This window comes from Sphingobium boeckii, assembly GCF_014199215.1.
GTDB lineage: Bacteria > Pseudomonadota > Alphaproteobacteria > Sphingomonadales > Sphingomonadaceae > Sphingobium_A > Sphingobium_A boeckii.
This window is the reverse complement of record NZ_JACIJC010000005.1, coordinates 383,965-408,918: the sequence shown is the minus strand read 5'-3', so window position 1 is coordinate 408,918 and position 24,954 is coordinate 383,965. Positions and strand designations below refer to the sequence as shown.

The following is a 24,954-nucleotide window of genomic DNA, read 5'->3' as shown; positions in this document are numbered from 1 at the left end:
GGACGCGCCGCAATCACAGCAGATCGAAATGATTTCCTACGGGCTTTGTCGTAATGACGGGTTCGGTCTGGGCGATCTGCGCATAGCGCTCCGCCATGCCGAGGTGGATCTTGCGAACGCCCGCGTCCTTGCAGGCTTCGGCCAAGGCCCGCGCTTCGCTCTCGCGGCGGGCGTAATAATCCCGATGATCGGAAACAGGCATGAACATCTCCTGAAAACGCTGCCCGCGGCCAATGGGCGCGGGACCATGAAAGACGAATAGCAGATTGCGGAGGGCCGCGCCTTGATGCTGATCAATCGGCAACCGCGTCATTTCAGCTTGGCGGATCGGGCCATAATCCACCACTCGCATTTCGCGCGGCTTGCGTCGTCGCCATTGCCCGGTTTCTAGATCAGCACCGGCCCTCAGCCATTCGCTGGCGACACCGATGGCCCGCTTCATGGTCAGAGCAGCGGCCCGGCTGCAGATTGCGGCGGACGCATTGGCGGACAGGGTGGGATTCGAACCCACGGTGAGCTTCCACCCACGACGGTTTTCAAGACCGTTGCCTTAAACCACTCGGCCACCTGTCCGCTGCGATCGCAGCCATAACTTCGGGAGAGGCAAAGGGGAAGCCCGGCGGTGCGGCACGGTTGAAACAAATGGGCATAGGAATGAAATCCCGGTGAGACGGTGATGCGTCATGTGGGGGGCTTCCTATCCCCGCAGGTGCGCCGCTTACCATGAAGAAGCAGATCGAACGCTGGATCGCCCATAGCCTGTTCGATGTGCATCTGCGCAGCGATTTCAGGGAAAGACTGTGCGACATGGGCTGGAGGCTACCGCTGGACGGCGGTCGCCGCGCCCGCCTTGGGGCGATTCGCGCCGCCGGGGCGCTGTTCATCCACATCCCCAAAAATGCGGGCACGTCGATCAGCAACGCGCTTTATGGTCGCCAGATCAAGCACGCGTCGCTGCGTTATTATGAAAGCGTCGCACCCGATCTGCTCGAAAATGTCCCAAGTTTCGCCATCCTGCGCGATCCGGTGCAGCGCTTTTTGTCGGCCTATCATTTCGGACGGGCCGGCGGCAGCCGGCTCAAGCCCATTTCGGAGCCCTTTGCGACGCGCTATCGGGCGTTCCGCTCGATCGACGATGCACTCGATCATCTCGAAAGCGCCGCGAGCCTTTATCATGTCGATCATATTTTCCGGCCCCAAAGCTGGTATATCTCCCGGCGGGACGGCACGATCGCGATCGATCGGCTGCTGATGCTGGAGGATGGCCAAAGCGTGGCGCGGTTCCTCAAGCCCTTCGATATCCATCGCCTGGAGCATCTGAACCGCGGCGCGGGAGACAAGATTGCGCTGTCGCCGCACCAGTTGGCGCGGGTCCAGCGGCTTTACGCGCTCGATTTCGCACTGGTGGATTTCTGTCGCAACGGCCCGCCTATGCGCAACGTGGCCGCCATCGCGGAGGCGGCGCGGCGGCGCGAATCCACGGGCTGAAATCCTGCGAAACGGTCTTTTGTGCATCCCGTCGGATGAAACGGGATTCCTCTTGCGGCCCGAATGTGTCACTCTGGGGCTTCCCGGAGGTATGTCGGCATGTTCAAGCGTAAATCACTCATGGCCGTGGCGCTGTCGCTCATGCTGCCAATGGCGGGATGGGCCATGCCGGCGCAGGCGCAGTCCGAAGAGGGCTTCCAATCCTTTCTGAACGGCCTGCGCGGTCGGGCACAAGGCGAGGGCATCAGCCGCACCACGCTGGACGCGGTGCTGCCCACGCTCACCTTCAACCCGCGCGTGATCGCCTTGGACAAGGCGCAGCCGGGCAGTGACACCACGCCCTCCGTCGCGATCGGATTTGCGGCTTACAAGCGCAGCCATGTCGATTCGGCGCGGATCAGCCGCGGCCATGCCAAATATGTCGATCTGCGCCCCAGGCTGGAGCGGATCGAGCGTGAGACGGGCGTGCCCGAGGAGATCATGCTCGCCATTTACGGACATGAGACCAATTATGGCGGCTATACCGGCAATTTCGATCTGCTGCGCTCGCTCGCCAGCCTGGCCTATGATGGGCGCCGCCGCGATCTGTTCACCACCGAATTTCTCGCCACATTGAAGATGATCGATCGCGGCGTGTCGCGCAGCCAGCTTGTGGGAAGCTGGGCGGGGGCGACCGGCTATCCCCAATTCCTGCCATCGGTCTATATCAAGCTGGCACGCGACGGGGACGGGGACGGCCGCGCCGATATCTGGTCTAACGAGACCGATGCTTTGGCCTCCATCGCCAATTATTTCGTGATGGCGGGCTGGCGGCCCGGATCGCCCTGGGGTGTGGCGGCCACGGTGCCCGCGGGGTTCAACCGCGCTGCCATCGCGACAAAGCTGGTGGCGCCGCGCTGCCCGCGAGTCTTCTCGCGCCACAGCCAGTGGAAGAGCATGGCCGAATGGCGGCGGCTGGGCGTGTTGCCGCAGCCGGGTGCCGCGGTGATCCGCGATGACGAGCAGGCCGCGCTGATGGAGCCCGATGGCCCCGGCACGCCCGCCTATTTGCTCACCGGTAACTATCGCGTGATATTGGAATATAATTGTTCCAATCTTTATGCGCTTTCGGTGGGGCTGCTGGCTGATGAGATCAAACGCTGAACGAATGACCGCGGCGTGCGCGCTGCTGATCCTGTGCTCCTGTGCGGTGGTTGACCGCAATGGGGACCGGACGATCGTTCAACGTCCCCTTATGGGGGTGGGGCAGGGCGGCATCGTCTCCGATAATCCCGTCAAGATCGGCCAGGCCTATGAGGCCGGCGGCAAAACCTATGTGCCCGCCGATATCCCCAATTACGATGAAGTGGGCTATGCAAGCTGGTATGGCGATGAACTGCGTGGCGGCAGCACGGCCAATGGCGAAGCGTTCAATCCCGATGGGATCTCGGCAGCGCATCGCACCTTGCCATTGCCCAGCTATGTCGAGGTAACAGCGCTCGATACGGGGCGCACGATCCTCGTGCGCATCAATGATCGGGGTCCATTTTCCGGCGATCGGCTGATCGATCTCTCCCAGGGTGCAGCGCGTCAGCTCGGGATTGCGGGCACGGGCCATGCCCCGGTGCGCGTGCGCCGGGTGAACCCGCCCGAGCAGGAGCGCAGCGCACTGCGCGCCGGAGCCGCCGCGCCCGAGCGCCTCGAAAGCCCCAAGTCGCTGCTGGTGGCGCTGCGCCGCAAGCTGGGCGGCGCGCCGATCGAAATCGTGACCCGGCCCGCGCCAAGGCCGTCCGCCACCGCGTTGGCCCAAGCCCAAACCGCCAAGCCCACCGGGCGCTTCATCATCGAAGAGCCCGCCAAGGCGGCACCGCCACAACTCTTGAAGCCGAAGACCGCGCCCACGAAACCTGCCGCCAAATCCGCGATCACGGGCACATGGTATGTCCAGCTTGGTGCCTTTTCCAGCGCGGCCAGCGCCGATGCGCTTGCGAAACGGGCCGGTGCGCGCACCGATGTGGCGGGCAAGCTCCGCCGCGTCCGCTTTGGTCCCTTTCCCAGCGAGGCCCAGGCCAAAGAGGCGTTGCGTTCGGCCAATGCGAAGGGGTATCGGGAAGCACGGCTCTCGCGTGATGCGGGGCGCTGATTCCGGTTACTGAAAGATTTCGATGAAACCCGTCCTGATCCCGTCGCTTCTCGCCATCGCGTTGTCCCTTCCCGCCAGCGCTGCGGCACCGCCCTACACGTCCGCTGCGCCCATCGCTTATATGGAGGATCTGTCCTCCGGCGCGGTGCTTTACGACAAGGGCGCGGACACGAAGATGCCGCCGGCATCCATGGCGAAGATGATGACCGTGATGGTCGTGTTCGATCTGATCCAGAGCGGCAAATTGAAGCTCGACCAGAAATTCCAGGTCCGCCCCGAAACCTGGCGCAAATGGCATGGCCCCGAAGCCGGCTCCACCATGTTCCTCGAAACCGGCGAGATGGTCAGCGTGGACGATCTGCTTCAGGGCGTGGTCACGCTTTCAGGCAATGACGCCTGTGTCGTTCTGGCCGAGGGCATTGCCGGCACCGAGGAAGCCTTTGTCGCCCGCATGAATGCACGCGCCAAGGAACTGGGGCTGAAAAACAGCAATTTCGGCACATCGAACGGCTGGCCCGATGAAGGCCGCTCCTATGTCACCGCGCGCGATCTGGTGAAGCTCGCCAAGGCGACGATCGAAACCCATCCCAAGCTCTACAAGCAATATTATGCGCGCCCCAATTTCGTCCGCACGCTGAGCGATGGCAAGGTGATCGATCAGGCCAATCGCGATCCCTTGCTCGGCCGCATTCCGGGCGCGGACGGCCTTAAGACCGGGCATACCGAAGAGGCCGGCTATGGCTTCACGGGTTCGGCCGTGCAGAACAACCGCCGCATCGTGATGGTCGTGGCCGGGCTGGACAGTTTCAACGGCCGGATCGAGGAATCGGTGAAGTTCATCGATTGGGGCTTCAAGGCATGGAGTTCGATGCCGATCGTGGCTGCGGGCAAGCGCGTGCAGACCGCCGAGGTGCAATTGGGATCGGATGGCGAGGTGGGCCTGATCGCGCCGCGCGACATTGCGGTGACCCTGCCCACGGGCGCATCGGCGAATATGAAGGTCAGCGTCGTGTATAACGGCCCGATCAAAGCCCCGATCAAGAAGGGCGATCATATCGCCGATATCGTGGTCACCACGCCTGATACCCCGCCGCAGACGATGCCTTTGGTGGCCGAGAACGATGTGGCGGAGGCGGGTTTCTTCGGTCGCGCCTGGGCCGGGTTGCTCTCGATCTTCGGCGCGTGACCGGAAGGCCGGGCCGGTTCATCACGCTGGAAGGCGGGGAAGGGGTCGGCAAGTCCACCCAGCTCGCAGCCCTCGCCACGGCACTTCGGGCGCGCGGGATCGATCTGATCGTCACGCGTGAGCCGGGCGGGAGCGAGGGGGCGGAGGCGATCCGCCGCTTGCTGCTGGAGGGCGATGCCGGGCGCTGGGGGCCGCGGGCCGAGGCCTTGCTGTTCGCCGCCGCCCGCGCCGATCATCTCGAAAAGACGATCCTGCCGGCGCTCGCCGCGGGCCAATGGGTGCTGAGCGACCGATACCTCGATAGCTCGCGCGCCTATCAGTCGGGCGCGAGCGGGCTGGAGGATGCGGATATCCTGACGCTGCACCGGATCGGGAGCGAGGGCCGTCTGCCGGACCGCACCTTGCTGCTGCAATTGCCCGAGGCGGAGGCCACCCGGCGGGCGTCTCTGCGCGATCGCGGCGACAGTGACCGGATCGGCGGACGCGATGCGGCCTATCATGCGCGCGTGGCGGCTGCCTTCGCGCAATATGCCGCCGGGGATCCGCAGCGCTTCCGAGCCATCGATGCCACCGGTGCGCCGGACGCGGTGACCGCGCGGCTGCTTGATGCCCTGGCGGATCTGACGCCATGACGTCGCTTTATGGCCATGACACTGAAATCGCCGCCTTTTCCGATGCGATCGGCAGCGGGCGGATGCACCATGCCTGGCTGCTGACCGGTCCGCAGGGTGTCGGCAAGGCGCGCTTCGCGGACATGGCGGCGCTGCGCTATCTGGCCGAAGGCATGGGGCCGGTCTCCGCACCCGGGATCGAGGTTCCCGCCGAACATCCCGCGGCGCGCTATATCGCGGCGGGGAGCCATCCCGATTTCCAGCGGCTTGAACGCATCTTCCGCGACAAGACCAATGACTATGCGCGCAACATAAATATCGAGCAGGTGCGCGGATTGCAGGGGCTGTTCGCCACCACGCCGAGCTTTTCCACGCGACGCGCGATCGTGATCGATTCGATCGACGATCTGGAGCGTGGGGCGGCCAATGCGCTGCTGAAGAATCTGGAAGAGCCGCCGACGGACAGCCTGTTCCTGCTGGTCAGTCATGCGCCGGGGCGTCTGCTGCCCACGATCCGTTCGCGCTGTCGCGTGCTACGCTTTGGTCCGCTGGCGGATCCGGTGGTGGGCCGCATCCTCCGCGAGACGCTGGATGATGCCGCGCCCGACGAGATCGACGCGCTGGTGAAGGCGGGGGAGGGCTCCCCCGGCCGCGCCATGGGCTATGCCGGGTTGGACATCGGCACGCTGGATCGTGCGATGGACGAGATCGCGCGCACCGGCGATCCGTATAATGCCGCGCGCGCCACACTGGCCAAGAGCCTCGCCACCAAGGCCGCGCAGATGCGCTATGAAGCCTTTCTCCAGCGCGTGCCCGCCTTCATCGCCGCGCGCGCCAAAGAGCGGAGCGGTCCCGCACTGCACGACGCACTCGGCCGCTGGGAAGAGGCGCGCAACCTGGCCGGGGGCGCGGTTGGCCTGTCGCTCGATCCGCAGGGCGTGGTGTTCGAACTGGCGACGATACTGTCCGGACTGGCACCGAAAGCCGCGCGTTAGTCACATTGTCATTCCCGCGCAGGCGGGAATCCAGCTTCTTCTTTCTTTCGGATGCCTCATGAAAAGGCTGGATTTGCCCGCCCGCGCGGGAATGACAGGTTTGATTTGATCCCATCCCGTCCGCCCCCTAAAGCCCGCTCATGGCAGACCCTTTCTATATCACCACCGCAATCAGCTATCCCAATGGCCGCCCGCATATCGGCCATGCTTATGAGGCCATTGCCACCGACGCGATCGCGCGCTTCCAGCGGCTGATGGGCCGCGACGTCTTCTTCATGACAGGCACCGACGAACATGGCCTGAAGATGGTGCAGACCGCGCGCGACAAGGGCGTGGAGACGCCCGCGCTGGCGGAAGAAATGTCCGGCTATTTCCGGGATATGGTCGCCGCCCTCAATATTTCGTGCGATCGCTTCATCCGCACCAGCGAACCCGCGCACCATGCCGCGAGCCAGGCGATCTGGCGGGCGATGGAAGCCAGCGGTGATCTCTATCTCGATCGCTATGAAGGCTGGTATTCGGTTCGCGACGAAGCCTATTATGACGAGAAGGAACTGACCGACGGGGAAGGGGGCATTAAGCTCTCGCCCCAGGGGACACCCGTTACCTGGACTGCCGAGGAGACCTGGTTCTTCCGTCTCTCCAAATATCAGGAGCCCTTGCTCAAGCTCTATGCGGACAATCCCGATTTCATTCGCCCCGAAAGCCGCCGCAACGAAGTGATGCGCTTCGTGGAGGGGGGCCTGTCCGATCTCTCGATCTCGCGCACCAGCTTCGATTGGGGGGTAAAGGTGCCGGGCAGCGACGGACATGTGATGTATGTCTGGGTCGATGCGCTGACCAATTATCTCACCGGCCTCGGCTATCCCGACGATACGGAGAATTTCCGCAAATTCTGGCCGGCAGACGTGCATATCATCGGCAAGGATATCGTGCGTTTTCATGCTGTTTACTGGCCGGCCTTCCTGATGTCTGCGAACATTCCTCTGCCAAAACAGGTGTTCGGCCACGGCTTCCTGCTCAATCGCGGGGAAAAGATGTCCAAATCGCTCGGCAATGTCGCCGATCCGATCGAGCTTGCCGAACGCTTCGGTGTCGATCAATTGCGCTATTTCCTGCTGAGCGAAGTCACCTTCGGAAACGATGGCAGCTATAGCGCCGAAGCGATTGTATCGCGCTGCAATGCCGATCTGGCCAACAGCTTCGGCAATCTGGCCCAGCGCACCTTGAGCTTTATCGCGAAAAACCTTGGCACTTTGCCCACTGGTGGCCGCAGCGAGCCGGCGGACACTGAATTGCGCAACCAGATCGCGCAGATCACACGCAAGGATGTCCCGGCGGCATTTGCCGATCTCGGGCTTTCGCAGGGGATCGAGGCATGGCTGCGCGGCGTGTTCGCCTGCAATCAATATATCGACGCCCAGGCACCCTGGGCGCTGCGCAAGACCGATCCGGAGCGGATGAACGCGGTGCTGGAGACGCTGGTCCGCGCTATCCGCGATTTGGCCATCGCGATCAGCCCGATCATCCCGGACGCCTCGGCGCGGTTGCTCGATCAGTTGAACGCCGAGGGCCGCGACTATGCCGCGCTGGAGGATGAGCAATGGTATGACCGTCTAGCCGCCTCAGGCTTTACGCTCGCGCCGCCCACGGGCATCTTCCCGCGGCTGGAAATGCCGGCAGAGGCCTGAGTCCCATGTTCATCGATAGCCATTGTCACCTGAATTATAAGGGATTGATCGAGGATCAGCTCGGCGTTCTGGCACGCGCGCGGGCGGCTGGGGTCAGCACCATGCTCAACATCGCCACGCGCGAAAGCGAATGGGATGATGTGATCGCCACCGCCGAGCGCGCGGCGGACGTCTGGGCCACGGTCGGCATCCATCCGCATGAGGCCGATCAGCATCCCGATGTGGATACCGCCAAACTGGTGGCCAAGGCCGCGCACCGCAGGGTGATCGGGATCGGCGAGACCGGCCTTGATTATTATTACGATCATTCGGACCGCGCCCGGCAGCAGACGAGCTTCCGCAGCCATATCGCGGCCTCACGCGAGACCGGGCTGCCGCTGATCGTTCACACCCGCGATGCCGAGGAGGATACCGCCGCGATCATGGCGGAGGAAATGGGGAAGGGGGCTTATCCCGGTGTGATCCATTGCTTCACAGCCAGTGGAGCCTTCGCAGACAAGGCACTGGAAATGGGACTTTATATCTCCATTTCCGGCATCGTGACGTTCAAGAACGCCAAGGATCTGCAGGACACCGCCGCGCGGCTGCCCGCGGACCGGCTGTTGATCGAAACCGACTCGCCCTTCCTGGCCCCCGTGCCGCACCGCGGCAAGACCTGCGAACCCGGTTATGTCGCGGATACCGCGCGGTTTCTCGCCACGTTGCGCGGTGTCAGCGTGGAGACACTGGCCGAACAGACGAGCCGCAATTTCCGCACACTGTTCAGCCGGGCGACCGCGTGAAGCTGCGCATCCTCGGGTGCGGCACATCATCGGGCGTGCCGCGGATCGGCAATGACTGGGGCGATTGCGATCCGACCAATCCCAAAAACCGCCGACGCCGCGCCTCGATCATCGTCGAAAGTGAAACCACACGCATTCTGGTCGATACGTCGCCCGATCTGCGCGAACAATTGCTGAGCGCCGACGTGGACGATGTGGATGCGGTGATCTGGACGCATGACCATGCCGATCATTGCCACGGGATCGACGATCTGCGGCAGTTGTTCCACGCGCGCGGCCGCCCGGTCACCGGCTATGCGCGGCCTGACACGCTGGCCTCGCTGCAACACCGTTTCGCTTACGCCTTTTACGGTCGCGACGGTTATCCGCCCACGGTGTCCGGTGCCTTGCTCGAGGATGACTGGACCATCGGTGATATCCGCATCCGCGTCACGGATCAGCCGCATGGGACCATCACCTCGGCCGGCTTGCGCTTCGATGGCCCCGAAGGTTCGATCGGATATTCAACTGATTTTAATATCTTGACTGATAATATGCAGAAACTGTTCGAAGGCCTGGATCTTTGGGCGGTTGATGCGCTGCGCTACAGACCGCATCCGACACACCCGCATCTCGCGCAAACGCTGGGCTGGATTGCGGCGCTCGATGTGCGTCATGCGGTGCTGACGCATATGGACCAATCCATGGATTATGCCACATTGGCGGCGGCGCTGCCGGATAATGTGGAGCCGGGATGGGACGGCTTGGAGATCGAGATCGGATGAGCGAGAGCGACAATATGCAGTTGGTCGCAGCCTTGGGCTGCCTCGTGCTGGTCGCCAGTTCGCTCGCCGCGCGACGGTTGCCGCTCAAGGATACCGCCAAAATGGCCTTGGCCTGGGTGGCGATCTTCGGCTTCGGTTTCATGCTCTACGCGCTCAAGGATGATTTCGGCGGCCTTTGGAACCGCGTGAAGCTCGCCGGCGCAGGCCAGAGCGAGGATGCGGTCGGCGGCACACTCAGGATCGCGCGCGGCGATGATGGGCATTTCAGCGTCAACGCCAGCGTCAACGGACGCCCGGTGCGCTTCATGATCGACACCGGCGCGACGACGACGTCGCTGACCTCGGATGCAGCCAAGGCCGCGAACGTCGCGGTCGATGAAAGCGGCTATCCGGTGATCGTCGATACCGCCAATGGCATGGCCGAAGGCCGGCGCGCGCGGATGGCAACGATCGAACTCGGCCCGATCAAACGCGCGGATGTCGGCGTGATCGTGATGCCCGGCATGAGCGAGATGAATTTGCTCGGGATGAATTTCCTGAGCTCTCTCAAGAGCTGGCGGGTTGAGGGGAGCACCCTCATCCTTGAATCCTGATCGCTCTGAATTTTACATAATGTATATTATCGAACTTTTATATCCATCCAAGGCGTGCCCCCTATGATCACCCCTCTCGTCGAAATCATGGTCCGATTGCGCGATCCCGAGACGGGTTGCCCCTGGGATATCGAGCAGAGTTTCGCGACGATCGCGCCGTATACGATCGAGGAAGCGCATGAAGTGGCCGACGCGATCGCGCGCGACGATATGGCGGATCTCAAGGACGAGCTTGGCGATCTGCTGCTGCAGGTCGTGTTCCATGCGCGCATCGCCGAGGAAGCCGGTCATTTCGCGCTGACCGATGTCGTAACCGCCATCTGCGACAAGATGACGCGCCGTCATCCGCATGTGTTCGGATTCGATCCGCGTGCGGATGGCCATGCGCAATGGGAGGTCATCAAGGCCGCCGAGCGCGGCCAGAAGGACGATCAGAGCGCACTGGCGGGTGTCGCGCTGGCGCTCCCGGCGCTGATGCGTGCGGAAAAACTGCAGAAGCGCGCCGCGCGCACCGGCTTCGACTGGCCCGATCCCTCGGGCGCGCGTGCGAAGATCGACGAGGAAGTGCTTGAAATCGAACAGGCCGACAGCGCGGAGGCGCTTGAGGATGAATTTGGCGATCTGCTCTTCGCCGTGGTCAATTGGGCGCGCCATCGGGGCATTGATCCCGAGGTCGCGCTGCGCCGGGCCAATCGGAAGTTCGAGGGGCGGTTCAGGGTGATGGAGGACATCGCCGGCGATGCGTTCGCAGACCTTTCCCTTGAGGCCAAGGAAACGCTCTGGCAGCGGGCCAAGCGGCAGGAATAGCCGCAACTGACCCCACAATCCGTTTGTCCCGAGCGCAGTCGAGGGACGCCCCACCTGCACTGTGCGTCCCTCGACTTCGCTCGGGATGGACGGATTGGGGTGGGCATGACCCTATACCAAAATCACCCGCGCGATTCGAACCGTCCCCAGTCGATATCGGACAGCCGCACGTCGAAGCGGATCATTTCCCCCTCCTCAGCACGGTAGATCACCTCGCCATTCGCATGGAGCCAGGCAACCGCAGCACCGTCGCTTTGCGCGACGCGGACCGTGCGCACCGTGTTGCGCGCCGTCAGCATCGTGGCAACCGTTTCGCCGAGCGTTTCCACGCCCTCGCCGGTCATGGCGGAGAGCAGCGCCACGTCAGCGCGACGGGCCGCCTCCCCCTCCAGCGCTTCGCGGGTATCGGCGTCCGCCATGTCGATCTTGTTCCACGCCTCGATCACGGGAACGGCCCCTTCCCCTTCGATGACCATGCCGATGTCTTTGAGCACCTGCTCCACATCATGCTTTTGCGCGTCGCTATCGGGATGCGCGATATCGCGGACGTGGATGATGAGATCCGCCGCCGTCACTTCTTCGAGCGTGGCGCGAAACGCCGCAACCAATTGCGTCGGCAGATCGGAAACGAACCCCACCGTGTCGGACAGGATCGCCTTGTCGATGCCGGGCAGGCGGATCTGCCGCATCGTGGGATCGAGCGTGGCGAAGAGCAGATTTTCCGCCATGACGGCAGCACCTGTCATCCGATTGAAAAGCGTAGACTTTCCGGCATTGGTATAGCCCACCAGCGCGATGATCGGCCAGGGCGCGCGCTTGCGTCGGTCGCGGTGGAGGCCGCGCGTGCGGCTCACCTCCTGCAATTCCTTGCGCAATTTCGCCATGCGGTCACGGATCATCCGCCTGTCCGCTTCGATCTGGGTTTCGCCCGGACCACCCAGAAAGCCGAAGCCGCCGCGCTGCCGTTCGAGATGGGTCCAGCTCCGCACGAGCCGCCCCGCCTGATAATCGAGATGCGCGAGTTCGACCTGCAGTCGCCCCTCGGCGGTGGCCGCGCGCTCGCCGAAGATTTCGAGGATCAGCCCGGTGCGGTCGATCACCTTGGCCTTGAACGCTTTTTCGAGATTGCTCTGCTGAACCGGGGTCAGCGCGCCATCCACGATGACCAGTTCGGCCTCGGCCTGCTGCACCGCCGTCGCGATCTGCTCCACCTGCCCGCTGCCGAACAGCGTCGCGGGCTTGGCGGCGCGGATGCGGAATTGCAGCCGGTCCTGCACATCGATGCCGATCGCCGCTGCAAGGCCCGCCGCTTCCTCGAGCCGCGCATCCGCGTCTCGGGAAGACTGGCCCGTATCGGGCAGAGCGATCACGGCCCGCGCGCCACGCGCGAGCCCGTCATCATCGGCGCGGTCAAAAACGCTCAATCTTCGTCCGAATCCGTCTCTTCGGCCAGATTGATCGGCTGGGACGGCTGCACCGTGGAAATCGCGTGCTTGTAGACAAGCTGCGACATGCCATCGCGCTGGAGCAACATGCAGAACAGATCAAAGGCCACGATCTCGCCCTGAAGCATCACGCCATTCACAAGGAACATCGTGACCGGCGCGCCTGACCGATGAACCGCGTGAAGGAATACCTCCTGCAGCAGCTTCGATTTCTTGCCGCCTTCGACGAACGCCGCCTCGATCGGGCGGAGATCGATCGCACCCGATGGCATCACCGTGGAAATCGCGTGCTTGTAGACAAGCTGCGACTGGCCATCGCGGCGCAGCAGCACCGAGAAATTATCGAACCATGTGATGATCCCCTGCAGCTTCACGCCCTTGACCAGGAACATCGTCACTGGCGTTTTCGAGCGGCGCAGTGTGTTCAGGAAGATATCCTGAAGGTTGTTCATCTTTTCTGGCATTAGCTACCATTCCTTTTTCTTGGCGGGTCATGGCCCGCGATTGCGCCTGTCAAGGGGCGTCAGATTTGCAGTGTCGCGGCATCCATTTAGGTGCTCTCCGCCCGTTCGTCCATCGCGGCGGTGCTTATTCTTCGCCATCCACCTTCACTTCGGCGATGCCGAGCAGCTTGAGCTTGCGATGGAGCGCCGAGCGTTCCATCCCGATAAACGTCGCGGTACGCGAAATGTTGCCCGAAAAGCGGCGGATCTGGATGCGCAGATATTCGCGTTCGAACGTCTCGCGCGCCTCGCGGAGGGGGGCACCCATGATCGCCGATGTGGCGTTGCCGACCCCGCCGCCCTGCTCCTCGCGGATTTCGCCGGGCAGCATATCGAGGTCGATCTGGCCGATCCGGTCTCCGGGCGCGAGGATGATCGTGCGCTCCACGATGTTGCGAAGCTGGCGCACATTGCCCGGCCAGTCATAAGCCTGCAGCGCCGCCAGCGCATCGCTCGCCACCAACGGCGCGGGCACGCGGCGTTCGCTGGCGTAGCGCGCCACGAAATGTTCGATCAGCGGGGGAATGTCTTCGCGGCGTTCGGCCAGTGGCGGCAGATGCACCGGAACGACATTGAGCCGGTAATAAAGATCTTCGCGGAAACGCCCGGCCGCGATTTCCTCTGCCAGAATGCGCGACGTGGCGGAGACCACGCGCAATTCGACCTTCACGATGCGTTGCCCGCCAACGCGGGTGAAACTCTGATCGGTGAGCACCCGCAGGATCTTGCCCTGCGTGGTGAGCGGCATATCCGCGATCTCGTCGAGAAACAGCGTGCCGCCATGCGCCTGTTCGAGCAGCCCGGGGCGGACGAGCTCCCCCCCCTCTTCCACGCCGAACAATTCCTCCTCCACCCGCTCGGGCTCCATCATCGCCGAGCTGACGACCATGAACGGCGCGGTGGCGCGGTTGCTCCACATATGCAGCAGGCGCGCGGCCACTTCCTTGCCGACACCCGCAGGGCCGGTGATCAGCACGCGGCTGCCCGTGGCGGCGACGCGCTTCAAGGTGGCGCGCACGGTGTTGATCGCCGCCGAATTGCCCGTCAATTCCTCTTCGCGGCCGATCTGCGCCTTGAGCGACGCGTTTTCGCGCCGCAGCCGCTCGGTCTCGGTCGCGCGCGAAACAAGATGGAGCAGATGCGCCGCCTCGAACGGCTTTTCGATGAAGTCGACAGCACCACGCCGGATCGCGGCGACGGCGGTGTCCAGATTGCCATGGCCCGACATCACCAAGACGGGGAGAGAGGCGTCGCGCCGCTTGATCTCTTCCAGCAGATCGAGCCCGTCCAGACGCGAGCCCTGCAGCCACACGTCGAGCAGCACCAGCGACGGCCGTCGTTCGGCGATCGCCTCCAGCGCGGTATCGCTATTGCCCGCGCTGCGCGCCGCATAGCCCTCATCCTCGAGCACACCCGAGACGAGATCGCGGATATCCTGCTCGTCATCGACTATCAGAATGTCTAGCGCCATGCTCAGTCGTTCCTTTTTCGCATCAATGCCCTGGGTGTCCGTTCCCCATCGCCGTCACCCGCGGCGGAGGGATCCTCGGCCACGCTGTCGAGCATGGCTGGATCGAACGTCATCGAAATAATCGTGCCCCCCCCGGGATTGTCCGCGAATTGCATCGTGCCGAAATGCTCTTCAACGATCTTCTTGACGATGGCGAGCCCGAGGCCGGTGCCGCGCACCCGCGTCGTGACATAGGGCTCGACCAGGCGATCGCGCTCTTCGGGCAAGCCGATGCCGTTATCGGCCACGCTCACGATCAGCCGCTGCCCGTCGGCCGCGCGCATGATGGAGAGCATCACCTGCCCCTGCTCATGCGCGCTGTTCGGTGCTTCCAGCTTTTGCTCGATCGCCTCGATCGCATTCTTGACCAGATTGGTGAGCGCCTGCCCCAGTTGGCGGCGGTCGCACACCAGCGATACGATCTCGCCATCCTGCTCCAGCGCGAAACGGATGTCGGGATGTGCCACTTCATGCAGGAACAGCGCCTGACGCGCGATGTCGGTGAGCGACTCCTGCCGGAACAGCGGCTTGGGCATCCGCGCGAAGGACGAGAATTCATCGACCATCCGCCGCAGATCCGCCACCTGGCGCACGATCGTGGAGGTCAGCCGCTCGAAGGTGGACGGATCGTCCACGATCTGCTTGCCATACCGCCGCTGGAGGCGTTCGGCGGCAAGCTGGATCGGGGTGAGCGGATTCTTGATCTCATGCGCAATCCGTCGCGCCACATCGGACCAGGCGGCGCGGCGCTGATCGAGCACCTGCTGCGTGATATCGTCGAAGGTCAGCACATGGCCGGAGTCGTCGCACACCACTTTCACCGCCAGCGTGCGCGGTTCGCCCCCGGTGTTGATCTGCACGATCTCGTTGCGATCCCCCGTCCCCACCAATTCGTCCAGCTCCGGCGCCAGATCGGCCAGATTGCGCCCGGTCGGCTCCGCGCCATTGGTCTTGAGCAACAGCGAGGCCGAGCTGTTCATCAGCAGCACCTTGCGCGCCGGATCGATCGAGATCACGCCGGCGGTGACCCCGGTCAGCACCGCCTCGATAAAGGCGCGGCGGCTTTCCAGCGCGCCGGTTTGCTCCTGCAATCTGCGGGTCATGTGATTGAACGCGCTGGCCAGGCGGCCAAGCTCGTCCTGACGGAGCGGCGTTTCCACACGGGCGGAGAGATCGCCATCCGAAATCCGCTGTGCCGCGGCCACCAGATCGCCCACCGGGCGCACGAGCCGGTCCGCCACCTGCAAGGCGATCCACACCGCCGCGCCCACCAGCAGCAGCGAGATCACCAGCAAGGCGAGATTGAACTGAAGCTGCAGCGCACGCGATCGTCCGAGCAACGCCTTGTAATCCGCCAGCACGGCTTCGCCGCGCTTGACGTTCGCCGCCATCTGCGGCTCGAACACGCGTGAGGCGTAGAGATAGGTATTGAGCGCGCCGTTCATGCGCGTAAGCGCGCCGATCCGGTCCGCCCCGCTCACGGGGATCACGACGCGTTTTTGATCCTTTTCGAATTCAGCCACGATCTGCGGCGTGATGATCTTGTCCAGCGGGCGATCATAGGGATTGACGAGCGCAAAGGCCTGGATGCCGCGTTCCTTGGTCACGGTCAGGATGATCGCTTCCGAGAGATTGCGATACAGCACCTGCCGTCCGAAATATTCGGGAAATTCGGGGTTCTCGATCGAGGTTTCGTCCAGATAATAGCCCAGATCGCTCGCCATGGTGACCGTTTCGCTCGAAACCCGGTCCACTTCGCGCTGATAGGTCTGCTCGGCGATCAGGCTGGCGTTTTCCAGCATGGAGCGCGCGCGGTCCGAAAACCAGAATTCGACGCCATATTGAAACAGCAGCGATGCGAAGATCACCACCAGCAGCATCGGCACGCTGGCGATGACCGAAAAGATCGCGACCAGCCTCACATGGAGCTTGCCGCCGCCGCCCATCGGCGATCGCGCCGCGCGCTTCTTGGCGATCCTGCGCCCGATCAGCACCAACAGCGCCACGCCGGGGACGAGATTGGCGACGAGCAGCAGCGCGATCAGCGCCGGAGACAGCAGCCGCTGGCTATCGGGTTCGCCTTCGACCACGAAATAGCTGGCCACGGCGATCCCGATCGCCAGGCCCAGCGTGGCCAGTTCGATCCAGGGCATGATGTTGTTGCGGCGTGCCACCACCGACAGGATACGCCGCCAGCGGGAGGTTTTCACAGAAGTGTCACTGAAAACTGCACTCACCGTTGCATCCATACAACATTCGCGTTGCAAGACCAACACAGGGTCGCATTTTTTCCCGAGGAACGGGCGCTATGCCGGGCCGCTTCGTCGCAACCGGCCCGGATCGATCGCATGGTCGGTCAATTTTTTGCGCAGCGTATTGCGATTGATGCCCAGCAGATCGGCGGCGCGAAGCTGATTGCCCTTCACCGCCGCCAGCGTCATGCGCAGCAAGGGCGCTTCCACTTCGGCCAGGATGCGATCGTAAAGCCCGTCGGGCGGCAAATCCGCCCCGAAGCTGGCGAAATAGGCGGACAGATGCGTTTCGATCGAATCTTCCAGCCCCCTGCCCGCGAAAAGCTGTGGCATCGGCTCCGCGCCGCCGCCCGCCAGCGCCTGATCGATCATCCGCCCGGAAATCACGTCTTCGCGGCTGAGCGCAGCCAGACGGCGTAGCAGATTTTCCAGCTCGCGGACATTGCCGGGCCAGCCATGCGCCGCCAGCCGCGCTAGCGCATCCTCGCCCAGCCGCTTGCGGGACAGGCCTTCCTGCGCGGCCTTGTCCAGGAAATGGCGCGCCAGTTCCCCGATGTCGCTTGAACGGTCGCGGAGCGCGGGCAAGGCTATCGGCACCACGTTCAGGCGGTAGAACAGATCCTCGCGAAAGCCATTGGCGGCGATCATCGCGGGCAGATCCTTGTGGGTCGCGGCGATGATGCGGACATCCGCGCGGATCGTCCGCGCGCCGCCCACGGTGGTGAATTCGCCTTCCTGCAGCACGCGCAACAGCCGCGTCTGCGCCTCCATCGGCATGTCGCCAATCTCGTCGAGGAAGAGCGTGCCGCCCTGCGCCTGTTCGAATTTGCCCGCGGTGCGCATCTGAGCACCGGTGAACGCGCCGCGTTCATGGCCGAACAGTTCGGATTCGATCAATTCGCGCGGGATCGCGGCCATGTTGATCGCCACGAACGGCTTGGTCTTGCGCCGCCCCAGATCATGGATCGCGCGCGCCACCAATTCCTTGCCCGTGCCCGATTCGCCCAGGATCAGCACGGTGAGATCGTTCGCCACCACCCGCGCGATCGTGCGATACACTTCCTGCATCGGCGGCGAACGGCCGATCAGCGGGATATCCTCGGCGGGCGGAGACACGTCATCCGCGCCGCTGGCGGCGCTGCGCATCGCCAGCGCATCCGCCACCACCCGGCTCAATTCTGCCAGATCGAACGGCTTGGGCAGATATTCGAAAGCACCCTGCTCGGTCGCGCGCACCGCCGTTGCCAGCGTGTTCTGCGCGGAGAGCACGATGATCGGCATATTGGGATGGCCGGCCAGGATCTCCGGAACCAGATCAAGCCCGTTGCCATCGGGCAGCATCACATCGGTGACGAGCACATGGGGATCGAAGCTCGCCAGCGCGCGGCGCTGCTCGGCCACGGACGCCGCGGTCTCCACGATATGGCCGTCCCGCCGCAACGCTTCGCGCACCACGGTGCGGATCGCGGCATCGTCATCCACCACCAGGATGCGGCCCGCGCTCATCGCGCTCTCGGCAGCAAAAGGCGGAACACGGTCAGCGCAGGCCGCCCTTCGCGCGCATATTCGACGATCCCGCCCTGATCGGTGATCAATTTGTCCACCAGCGCTAGGCCCAGCCCGCTGCCGGTGCGCTTCGATGTCACGAAGGGATCGAACAGATGCTCGCCGATTTCGGGCGGCGCGCCGGGGCCATTGTCGATCACGCATACTTCGATCGGCAGCGACAGCTTGCCAAAGCCATTCTGCTTCACGAAGGAGACGCCGTGGCGATAGGCGGTGGTCAGCACGATGCGGGCGTCGTCCCGGTCTCCGATCGCTTCGGCGGCATTTTTCAAAAGATTGATGATCACCTGCACCAGTGAATCGCGGTGTCCCATCACCTCGGGCAATGAGGGATCATAGGATTCCCGGATCCTGATGTCGCGCGCAAACCCCTGCCGCGCCACTTCGCACGCATGGCTGAGGATCGAATGGATATTCTGCGGCTTGAGGTCCAGGCTGCGGGTGTCGGTAAAGCCCTCCATCCGGTCGATCAGCTTGGTCACCCGGTCCACCTCGTCACGGATCAGCACCGTCAGATCGCGCGCGCCTTCGTCCACACTCGATTCCAGCAATTGCGCGGCGCCGCGGATGCCGGAAAGCGGGTTCTTGATCTCATGCGCCAGCATCGCCGCCGCGCCGATCGCGGTCATCTTGCCCCCCTCCCGCTCGGCACGCCGCCCCACGATATGCGCCGGCACGCGGCTGTGCAGCGTGATCGAGCGCCAGCCCTGATGATCGGGCAGAGGTGCGGCCATCAGATCCACGCGGCGATGCCGGCCATCGGGCAGCACGATCTCCAGATCATAGGCCGCGAACGGCGCATCATTGCGCATCGAGGTAAGCGGATGCCCGATCATGTCTTCGATCATGCGGCCGATGATCGCGGTGCGGCCCACATTGAGCAGCGTTTCGCTCGCGATATTGGCTTCGGCCACCATCCCCGCCGGGTCCACCACCATGAAAGGCGTCGGCAAGACGGCGAAAAGCTCCGCAAAGGCGGGAATCCGCACATCGGGCGTGGCGGCGGCGCGCCGCCCCAGCCGGATCAGGCCGCTGCCCGGGAGAGCCATGGCGTATAGAATGTCTCGAGCATCGCCAGCACGACCTGCGCGTCGGGCTGCTGATTGACCGTGTTGCGGAATTCGGCGGAGCCGGTGAGCCCCTTGGTATACCAGCCGATATGCTTGCGCGCCATGTTCACGCCGGTGAACTCGCCATAATGATCGAGCATCGCGCGATAGTGATTGAGGATCAGGTGATATTGTTCATCGATCGAGGGATCGGGAATGCGCTCCCCCGTGGTCAAATAACGCATCACCTGCCCCAGTAGCCAGGGCCGGCCATAAGCGCCCCGCCCGATCATCACGCCATCCGCGCCCGATTGCGCGAGCGCATCCGCGGCGTCTTCCACCGTGCAGATATCGCCATTGGCGATCACGGGAATGGAAACCGCGTCCTTCACGGTGCGGATAAACGCCCAGTCCGCCGATCCCTTATACATCTGATTGCGCGTCCGCCCGTGAACGGTGATCATCTTCGCGCCCAGATCCTCGGCGATATGCGCGAGTTCGGGGGCATTGAGACTGTCGTGACACCAGCCCATCCGCATCTTGAGCGTCACCGGCACGGAGACCGCCTTCACCGTGGCGTCGATGATCGTCGCGGCGTTTTTCAGATCGCGCATCAGTGCCGATCCGGCGTCGCCATTGGTCACCTTGCGGACCGGGCAACCCATGTTGATGTCGATGATCGCCGCGCCGCGGTCTTCGCTCAGCTTGGCGGCCTCGCCCATTTCGTAAGGCGTGCAGCCCACGAGCTGCATCGAGATCGGCTCTTCCACCTTGTCCCACGCCGCCTTCTGGATCGACTGGCGGGTTTCGCGGATCGCCGCCTGGCTGGCGACCATCTCGGTCACGTTCAGTCCCGAACCATAATGGCGCACGGCCTTGCGAAACGGCAGATCGGTGACGCCCGTCATCGGCGCCAGCAGCACGGGCGTCTCGATCCGCACGGGACCGATATGGATGGGAGCAAGTGTCGTCATGATCTGCTTGAAAAAGAGGAAGGCCTTTAGCGGTTATGCGGTTTGGGGGCAAGGCTTGCGGACACGCGCCCTGTCGCGTGACGATGCAACAGGGCTTCCTACAAAGGCTTGCACCCCGCCCGTTTTCCATTAGGCGGCGGGCATGACCGCTGATGGCCCAACCATTGCCCTGATCGTCGCCGCCGGACAGGGCGCGCGTGCCGGTGGGGACTTGCCCAAGCAATATGCGCGCCTGGGCTCCAAGGCCGTGGTGGCGCATAGCGTGGATGCCTTCGCCATGCATCCCCGCATCGATTCGATCTTGATCGTCATCGGCGCGGGGCAGGAAGTATTGCTGGCACAGGCCGTGGCCGGTCGCGATCTCCCGCCCCCGATCATCGGCGGCGCGACCCGGCGCGAATCGGTCCGTGCGGGGCTTGACGCCATCGCTGCCGCGGGTGGCGCAGGCCGTGTGCTGATCCATGATGCCGCGCGGCCTTTGCTGCCGGCTGCGGTGATCGACCGGCTGCTGGCGGCGCTGGAGGATCATGAAGGCGCGGTCCCTGCCCTGCCCGTGGCCGACACGCTGGCGCGCGATGACGGGATCTTGGGCGAAACCATAGCCCGCGATGCGCTGGTCCGTGTCCAGACCCCCCAGGCTTTCCGCTTTCCTGCCATCATGACGTCACACCGGAACTGGAATGCTGCAGACGAAGCGACCGACGATGCGCAGATGGCGCGCGCTTCGGGTTTCGCCGTGACGATCGTGCAGGGAGAGCCCGCTCTGGAAAAGATCACCCACCCTCAGGATTTCGTCAGCGCCGAAACCCGTCTGGCGGCGCGCGCCACCACGCGCACCGCGATGGGCTATGATGTCCACCGCCTGGTGGCGGGCGAAACGCTGTGGCTCTGCGGCATCCGGATCCCGCACACCCATGGCCTGTCAGGGAATAGCGACGCCGATGTGGCGCTCCATGCGCTCACCGATGCGCTGCTCGGCACGATCGGCGCGGGCGACATCGGGATGCACTTTCCACCGTCCGATGCGCAGTGGCGCGGCGCGTCTTCGGACCGGTTTCTCCAGCACGCCGCCGGCCTGATCGCGCAGGCGGGCGGGATCGTCGATCATGTGGATGTCACGATCATCTGCGAAGCCCCCAAAATCGGCCCGCATCGGGACGCCATGCGCGCGCGCATCGCAGCGCTGTTGCGGCTGGACCTGGGCAGGGTTAGCGTGAAAGCGACCACGACCGAGCGGCTAGGTTTCACCGGGCGCGGAGAAGGCATTGCGGCGCAGGCCGTCGCGACGGTGCGTATTTTGGGGGACATATGAGATATCTGCGCGGGATCATGATTTCGTCCGCGACGGTGATCGCTCTGCTGACCGGGCAGGCGCACGCCGCCAGCAAAGGCTGTGTCACGGGCGATGAAGTCCAGGCGCTCGCGCTGGTTCTGATGCCCCATGCGCTGAAAGCGGTGGCCGAAACCTGCGCGCCGGTGCTGCCCCAATCGGCCCTGCTCAATCGGCCCGATGCGCCGATTTTCGCGCGGTATCAGGCGCAGAGCGCGACCAGCATGGCGTTGGCGCAATCCGCCTTCGTCAAGGTCGCAGGCGGAGAGAAGGCGGTCGCCGGGATGGGCGAAGCCGGGCTCGATCTCATGACCGAGATGCTCGTGCCCCAATTGACGAAGGAGATCGCGCTGAAGGATTGCGGCGCGATCAACCGGATGATCGAATTGTTCGAACCGCTGCCGCCCGAAAACATGGCGGGCGCGATCGCCACCATCCTGCAGATCGTCGCGCGTGACGAAGCGGAGAAATCCGGCAAGAAGCGCAAGAAGAGCGATCCCGATATCTGTCCCCTTACCGAAGATCTGTAACCCTATGGACCTGCTCCTTCCCGAAACGCTCGTCACCGCGGCCCGCAAGGTGATCGAGGCCAATCGCGCCGCCGGACGCACGATCGCGCTGGCAGAAAGCTGCACTGGCGGTCTGGTGAGCGCGGCGCTGACCGAAATACCGGGTTCATCCGACGTATTCGAAGGCGGCTTCGTCACCTATTCCAATGATTCGAAGATCAGGCAGCTCGGCGTGAGCCTGGATGTGCTGGAAACCTTCGGCGCGGTGTCGATCGCGGTCGCCTGGGCCATGGCACGCGGCGCGCAGGAGCGCTCGGGTGCCGATATTGCGGTGGCGATCACGGGGATTGCCGGGCCGGAGGGTGGATCGGAGAAAAAGCCCGTGGGCACCGTGGTTTTCGCGCGCGCCGAAAAGGGCGCGCCTCAGGATGACATCATGGCCGATACGCGCGCCTTTGGCGATCTCGGCCGGGGCGGGATCCGGCTTCAGGCGGCGTTGTGCGCGCTCGAACTGCTGATGCCCGAGCCGTCGCTGCCGTAAAGGGCCTTGGCCCGTTCCTCGAACGCGCCGATCATCTTGCGCAGCGCGCGATCGAACATCTGCCCGGCGATCCGCTCAAACAGGGTAGAGCGAAAGGCGAAATCCACGCTGAAATCGACAATGGTGCCGCCTTGGCCATCCGGCCGAAACGCCCATTCATTGCGCAGATGCTTGAGCGGCCCGTCGACATAATCGACGCTCAATTCAGAAGGTCGCACTTTGTTGACCTTGGACGTGAAGGTCTCGCGCAGCGCGGAAAAGCCCACGATCAGATCGGCGACCATCTCGGTCTCGCTATTCGATCGCACGCGCACCGCGCTCACCCAGGGCAGAAACTCGCCATAGCGCGCCACGTCGGCGACCAGATCGAACACCTGTTCGGGCGAATAGGGCAGATGACGGGTTTCGGCGTGACGGGGCATGGCCGATCAGCTCCGTGCCAGCTTCGCCTCGCGCGCCCCACGCATCCGCGCGAAATCGTCGCCGGCGTGATAGCTCGAACGCGTGAGCGGGCTTGACGCGACCAGCAGGAAGCCCTTGGCGCGCGCAATCGCGGCATAGGCATCAAACGCCTTGGGCGTCACGAAATCCATCACCTTGGTGTGTTTGGGTGTCGGCTGGAGATATTGGCCCATCGTCAGGAAATCGATATCGGCCGAGCGCATGTCGTCCATCACCTGATGCACTTCGAGCCGCTCTTCGCCCAGACCGAGCATCACGCCCGATTTGGTGAAGATCGAAGGATCATGCCGCTTCACCGATTCGAGCAGGCGCAGCGAGGCATAATAACGCGCGCCGGGCCGGATCGTGGGATACAGCCGCGGCACCGTCTCCAGATTGTGATTATAGACGTCCGGCCGCGCCGCCACGATCGCTTCCACGGCGCGCTCATGCTTGTTGCGGAAATCGGGGGTCAGAATCTCGATCGTCGTGCTGGGCGTGGTCCGCCGCAGCGCTTCGATCACCTTCACGAATTGCGACGCGCCGCCATCGGGCAGATCGTCGCGATCGACCGAGGTGATCACGATATGCTCAAGCCCAAGCTCGGCGGCCGCGTCGGCGGTATGCTGCGGCTCAAGCGCATCCACCTGGCGCGGCATCCCCGTCTTCACATTGCAAAAGGCGCAGGCGCGCGTGCAGACATCGCCCAAAATCATCACCGTGGCGTGCTTTTTCGTCCAGCACTCGCCGATATTGGGGCACGCCGCCTCTTCGCACACCGTATTCAGATTGAGCCGGCGCATCATCGCCTTGGTCTCTGCGAAACCCACGCTGGTGGGCGCTTTCACGCGAATCCAGTCGGGCTTGCGCTGGCGTTCGGGACGGGCGGCGGGGATGGCGATCGGATCGGCTTCAGACATGCTCGTGCAGATAGCGATTAACGCGCCCGGTTGCCACCCCTGCCCTGCACCGGCTAACGGACATCGCATGACTGATTATAACACGCTGCTCAAAGGCTATCACCGCTTCCGCAACGCCGGCTGGGTGGAACAGCGCGAGCGATGGGACGCACTGGCGGCCGCGCAATCGCCCAAGGTGATGGTGATCGCCTGTTCGGACAGTCGCGTGGATCCCAGCATCATCTTCGATACCGCGCCCGGCGAGATGTTCGTCGTGCGCAACATCGCCAATCTGGTGCCGCCGTTCGAGCTGGGCGGCGGCCGGCATGGCGTGTCCGCCGCGCTGGAATTCGCGGTGTCCCAGCTTGAGGTGCCCGAAATCGTGGTGATGGGCCACGGCCAATGCGGCGGCGTCCATGCCGCGCTCACCCGCAAATTCGAACATGCTCGCCCCGGCGAAGGCGGCTTCATCGCGCATTGGATCGATCTTCTGGACGACGCGCGCGATCGGATCACCGCGGAACATGGCCAGGGCGATGTGGCGATCCATGCGCTCGAACTGGAGACCGTGCGCGTCAGCATCGCAAACCTGCGCACCTTTCCGTGCGTCCAGCGCTGCGAAGCGGCGGGCACGCTCACGCTGCACGGTGCGTATTTCGCAATCGCCGATGGCCAGCTTCATTCGCTGGACGAGACGACGGGCGAATTTTACCTGGCCTAGAGCCGGCCCGCCAACCGACACCCTTCCCGCTTGTCCCGAGCGCAGTCGAGGGACGTGGCGCCGAAAACTGCGCTCGAGACAAACGGATTTTTGGGAATAGATCCAATCCTAGAGCGCGATGACTTTAGGTTGATCCAACCCGTCATTGCGAGCGTAGCGAAGCAATCCATAGCGG

Annotated in this window: 25 protein-coding genes and 1 tRNA gene; 15 read left to right on the top strand and 11 right to left on the bottom strand. The window is 63.8% G+C overall.

Going from position 1 to position 24,954, the window contains the following annotated elements; genetic code table 11:
* Positions 1 to 13: 13 nt before the first annotated feature.
* Positions 14 to 511, bottom strand: a complete 498-nt coding sequence (locus tag FHS49_RS16530; RefSeq protein WP_184020660.1) for a hypothetical protein — start codon at positions 509 to 511, stop codon at positions 14 to 16.
* Positions 484 to 573, bottom strand: a tRNA-Ser gene (locus FHS49_RS16525). The genes FHS49_RS16530 and FHS49_RS16525 overlap by 28 nt, the downstream gene beginning before the upstream one ends.
* Before the next feature lie 150 nt (positions 574 to 723).
* Here FHS49_RS16525 and FHS49_RS16520 point away from each other — a divergent pair.
* The 11 genes from FHS49_RS16520 (at position 724) to mazG (ending at position 11,039) form a co-directional block, all read left to right on the top strand.
* Positions 724 to 1,488: a sulfotransferase family 2 domain-containing protein gene (locus tag FHS49_RS16520; protein WP_184020658.1), complete on the top strand. Its 765-nt coding sequence runs from the start codon at positions 724 to 726 to the stop codon at positions 1,486 to 1,488.
* A gap of 99 nt (positions 1,489 to 1,587) precedes the next feature.
* Positions 1,588 to 2,631 carry a lytic murein transglycosylase gene (locus FHS49_RS16515; RefSeq protein WP_184020657.1) on the top strand — a complete coding sequence of 348 codons (1,044 nt, stop codon included), beginning with the start codon at positions 1,588 to 1,590 and terminating at the stop codon, positions 2,629 to 2,631.
* Positions 2,632 to 2,635: 4 nt separating this feature from the next.
* The gene (locus tag FHS49_RS16510) at positions 2,636 to 3,610 is read left to right on the top strand and encodes a septal ring lytic transglycosylase RlpA family protein (protein WP_246350865.1); all 975 of its coding nucleotides are present in this window, start codon (positions 2,636 to 2,638) and stop codon (positions 3,608 to 3,610) included.
* Positions 3,611 to 3,632: 22 nt separating this feature from the next.
* A complete protein-coding gene (locus FHS49_RS16505; protein ID WP_184020655.1) occupies positions 3,633 to 4,796 on the top strand; it encodes a D-alanyl-D-alanine carboxypeptidase family protein in 1,164 nt (387 codons plus the stop codon).
* The gene (gene tmk, locus FHS49_RS16500; protein WP_184020653.1) at positions 4,793 to 5,428 is read left to right on the top strand and encodes a dTMP kinase; all 636 of its coding nucleotides are present in this window, start codon (positions 4,793 to 4,795) and stop codon (positions 5,426 to 5,428) included. Before FHS49_RS16505 ends, tmk begins: the two co-directional genes overlap by 4 nt.
* Entirely contained in the window at positions 5,425 to 6,402 is a 978-nt protein-coding gene (locus FHS49_RS16495) for a DNA polymerase III subunit delta' (RefSeq protein WP_184020651.1), read from the top strand. Before tmk ends, FHS49_RS16495 begins: the two co-directional genes overlap by 4 nt.
* 140 nt (positions 6,403 to 6,542) lie before the next feature.
* Positions 6,543 to 8,093 carry a methionine--tRNA ligase gene (gene metG, locus FHS49_RS16490; protein ID WP_184020649.1) on the top strand — a complete coding sequence of 517 codons (1,551 nt, stop codon included), beginning with the start codon at positions 6,543 to 6,545 and terminating at the stop codon, positions 8,091 to 8,093.
* 5 nt (positions 8,094 to 8,098) lie between these two features.
* The gene (locus FHS49_RS16485) at positions 8,099 to 8,875 is read left to right on the top strand and encodes a TatD family hydrolase (RefSeq protein ID WP_184020647.1); all 777 of its coding nucleotides are present in this window, start codon (positions 8,099 to 8,101) and stop codon (positions 8,873 to 8,875) included.
* Positions 8,872 to 9,639, top strand: coding sequence for an MBL fold metallo-hydrolase (locus FHS49_RS16480; RefSeq protein ID WP_184020644.1), 768 nt, complete (start codon positions 8,872 to 8,874; stop codon positions 9,637 to 9,639). Before FHS49_RS16485 ends, FHS49_RS16480 begins: the two co-directional genes overlap by 4 nt.
* Positions 9,640 to 9,653: 14 nt before the next feature.
* The gene (locus FHS49_RS16475; protein ID WP_184020642.1) at positions 9,654 to 10,232 is read left to right on the top strand and encodes a retropepsin-like aspartic protease family protein; all 579 of its coding nucleotides are present in this window, start codon (positions 9,654 to 9,656) and stop codon (positions 10,230 to 10,232) included.
* 63 nt (positions 10,233 to 10,295) lie between these two features.
* A complete protein-coding gene (gene mazG / locus FHS49_RS16470) occupies positions 10,296 to 11,039 on the top strand; it encodes a nucleoside triphosphate pyrophosphohydrolase (protein WP_184020640.1) in 744 nt (247 codons plus the stop codon).
* A gap of 122 nt (positions 11,040 to 11,161) precedes the next feature.
* Here mazG and hflX read toward each other — a convergent pair whose 3' ends face one another.
* The 7 genes from hflX to dusB form a co-directional block, all read right to left on the bottom strand.
* The gene (gene hflX / locus FHS49_RS16465) at positions 11,162 to 12,463 is read right to left on the bottom strand and encodes a GTPase HflX (RefSeq protein ID WP_184020638.1); all 1,302 of its coding nucleotides are present in this window, start codon (positions 12,461 to 12,463) and stop codon (positions 11,162 to 11,164) included.
* Positions 12,460 to 12,948, bottom strand: coding sequence for an RNA chaperone Hfq (gene hfq, locus FHS49_RS16460; RefSeq protein WP_184020636.1), 489 nt, complete (start codon positions 12,946 to 12,948; stop codon positions 12,460 to 12,462). The genes hflX and hfq overlap by 4 nt, the downstream gene beginning before the upstream one ends.
* 124 nt (positions 12,949 to 13,072) lie before the next feature.
* Positions 13,073 to 14,458 carry a nitrogen assimilation response regulator NtrX gene (ntrX, locus tag FHS49_RS16455; protein WP_184020634.1) on the bottom strand — a complete coding sequence of 462 codons (1,386 nt, stop codon included), beginning with the start codon at positions 14,456 to 14,458 and terminating at the stop codon, positions 13,073 to 13,075.
* Positions 14,459 to 14,460: 2 nt separating this feature from the next.
* Positions 14,461 to 16,650 (bottom strand): sensor histidine kinase, encoded by a 2,190-nt coding sequence (locus FHS49_RS16450; protein WP_184021226.1) that lies wholly within the window; start codon positions 16,648 to 16,650, stop codon positions 14,461 to 14,463.
* A 153-nt stretch (positions 16,651 to 16,803) separates the two neighbouring features.
* Entirely contained in the window at positions 16,804 to 18,255 is a 1,452-nt protein-coding gene (gene ntrC / locus FHS49_RS16445; protein ID WP_184020632.1) for a nitrogen regulation protein NR(I), read from the bottom strand.
* On the bottom strand, positions 18,252 to 19,364 hold the full coding sequence (locus FHS49_RS16440) for a two-component system sensor histidine kinase NtrB (RefSeq protein WP_184020630.1): 1,113 nt from the start codon (positions 19,362 to 19,364) through the stop codon (positions 18,252 to 18,254). Before FHS49_RS16440 ends, ntrC begins: the two co-directional genes overlap by 4 nt.
* A complete protein-coding gene (gene dusB, locus FHS49_RS16435; RefSeq protein WP_184020628.1) occupies positions 19,340 to 20,338 on the bottom strand; it encodes a tRNA dihydrouridine synthase DusB in 999 nt (332 codons plus the stop codon). The genes FHS49_RS16440 and dusB overlap by 25 nt, the downstream gene beginning before the upstream one ends.
* 142 nt (positions 20,339 to 20,480) lie before the next feature.
* Here dusB and FHS49_RS16430 point away from each other — a divergent pair, with 142 nt between their 5' ends.
* From FHS49_RS16430 to FHS49_RS16420, 3 genes are read left to right on the top strand one after another with little or no spacing between them, the layout of a single operon-like run.
* On the top strand, positions 20,481 to 21,650 hold the full coding sequence (locus FHS49_RS16430) for a bifunctional 2-C-methyl-D-erythritol 4-phosphate cytidylyltransferase/2-C-methyl-D-erythritol 2,4-cyclodiphosphate synthase (RefSeq protein WP_184020626.1): 1,170 nt from the start codon (positions 20,481 to 20,483) through the stop codon (positions 21,648 to 21,650).
* Positions 21,647 to 22,198, top strand: coding sequence for a hypothetical protein (locus FHS49_RS16425; protein WP_184020624.1), 552 nt, complete (start codon positions 21,647 to 21,649; stop codon positions 22,196 to 22,198). Before FHS49_RS16430 ends, FHS49_RS16425 begins: the two co-directional genes overlap by 4 nt.
* 4 nt (positions 22,199 to 22,202) lie before the next feature.
* Positions 22,203 to 22,718, top strand: coding sequence for a CinA family protein (locus FHS49_RS16420; RefSeq protein WP_184020622.1), 516 nt, complete (start codon positions 22,203 to 22,205; stop codon positions 22,716 to 22,718).
* On the opposite strand, the gene FHS49_RS16415 is transcribed toward FHS49_RS16420, so the two are convergent.
* Together FHS49_RS16415 and lipA are read right to left on the bottom strand one after the other, a co-directional pair.
* Positions 22,664 to 23,140: a type II toxin-antitoxin system RatA family toxin gene (locus FHS49_RS16415; protein ID WP_184020620.1), complete on the bottom strand. Its 477-nt coding sequence runs from the start codon at positions 23,138 to 23,140 to the stop codon at positions 22,664 to 22,666. The two genes, FHS49_RS16420 and FHS49_RS16415, sit on opposite strands and share 55 nt — an antisense overlap.
* A 6-nt stretch (positions 23,141 to 23,146) precedes the next feature.
* Positions 23,147 to 24,079, bottom strand: a complete 933-nt coding sequence (lipA, locus tag FHS49_RS16410) for a lipoyl synthase (RefSeq protein WP_184020618.1) — start codon at positions 24,077 to 24,079, stop codon at positions 23,147 to 23,149.
* A gap of 67 nt (positions 24,080 to 24,146) precedes the next feature.
* Between lipA and FHS49_RS16405 the strand changes: the two genes are divergently transcribed.
* The gene (locus FHS49_RS16405) at positions 24,147 to 24,779 is read left to right on the top strand and encodes a carbonic anhydrase (protein ID WP_184020616.1); all 633 of its coding nucleotides are present in this window, start codon (positions 24,147 to 24,149) and stop codon (positions 24,777 to 24,779) included.
* Positions 24,780 to 24,954 lie beyond the last annotated feature (175 nt).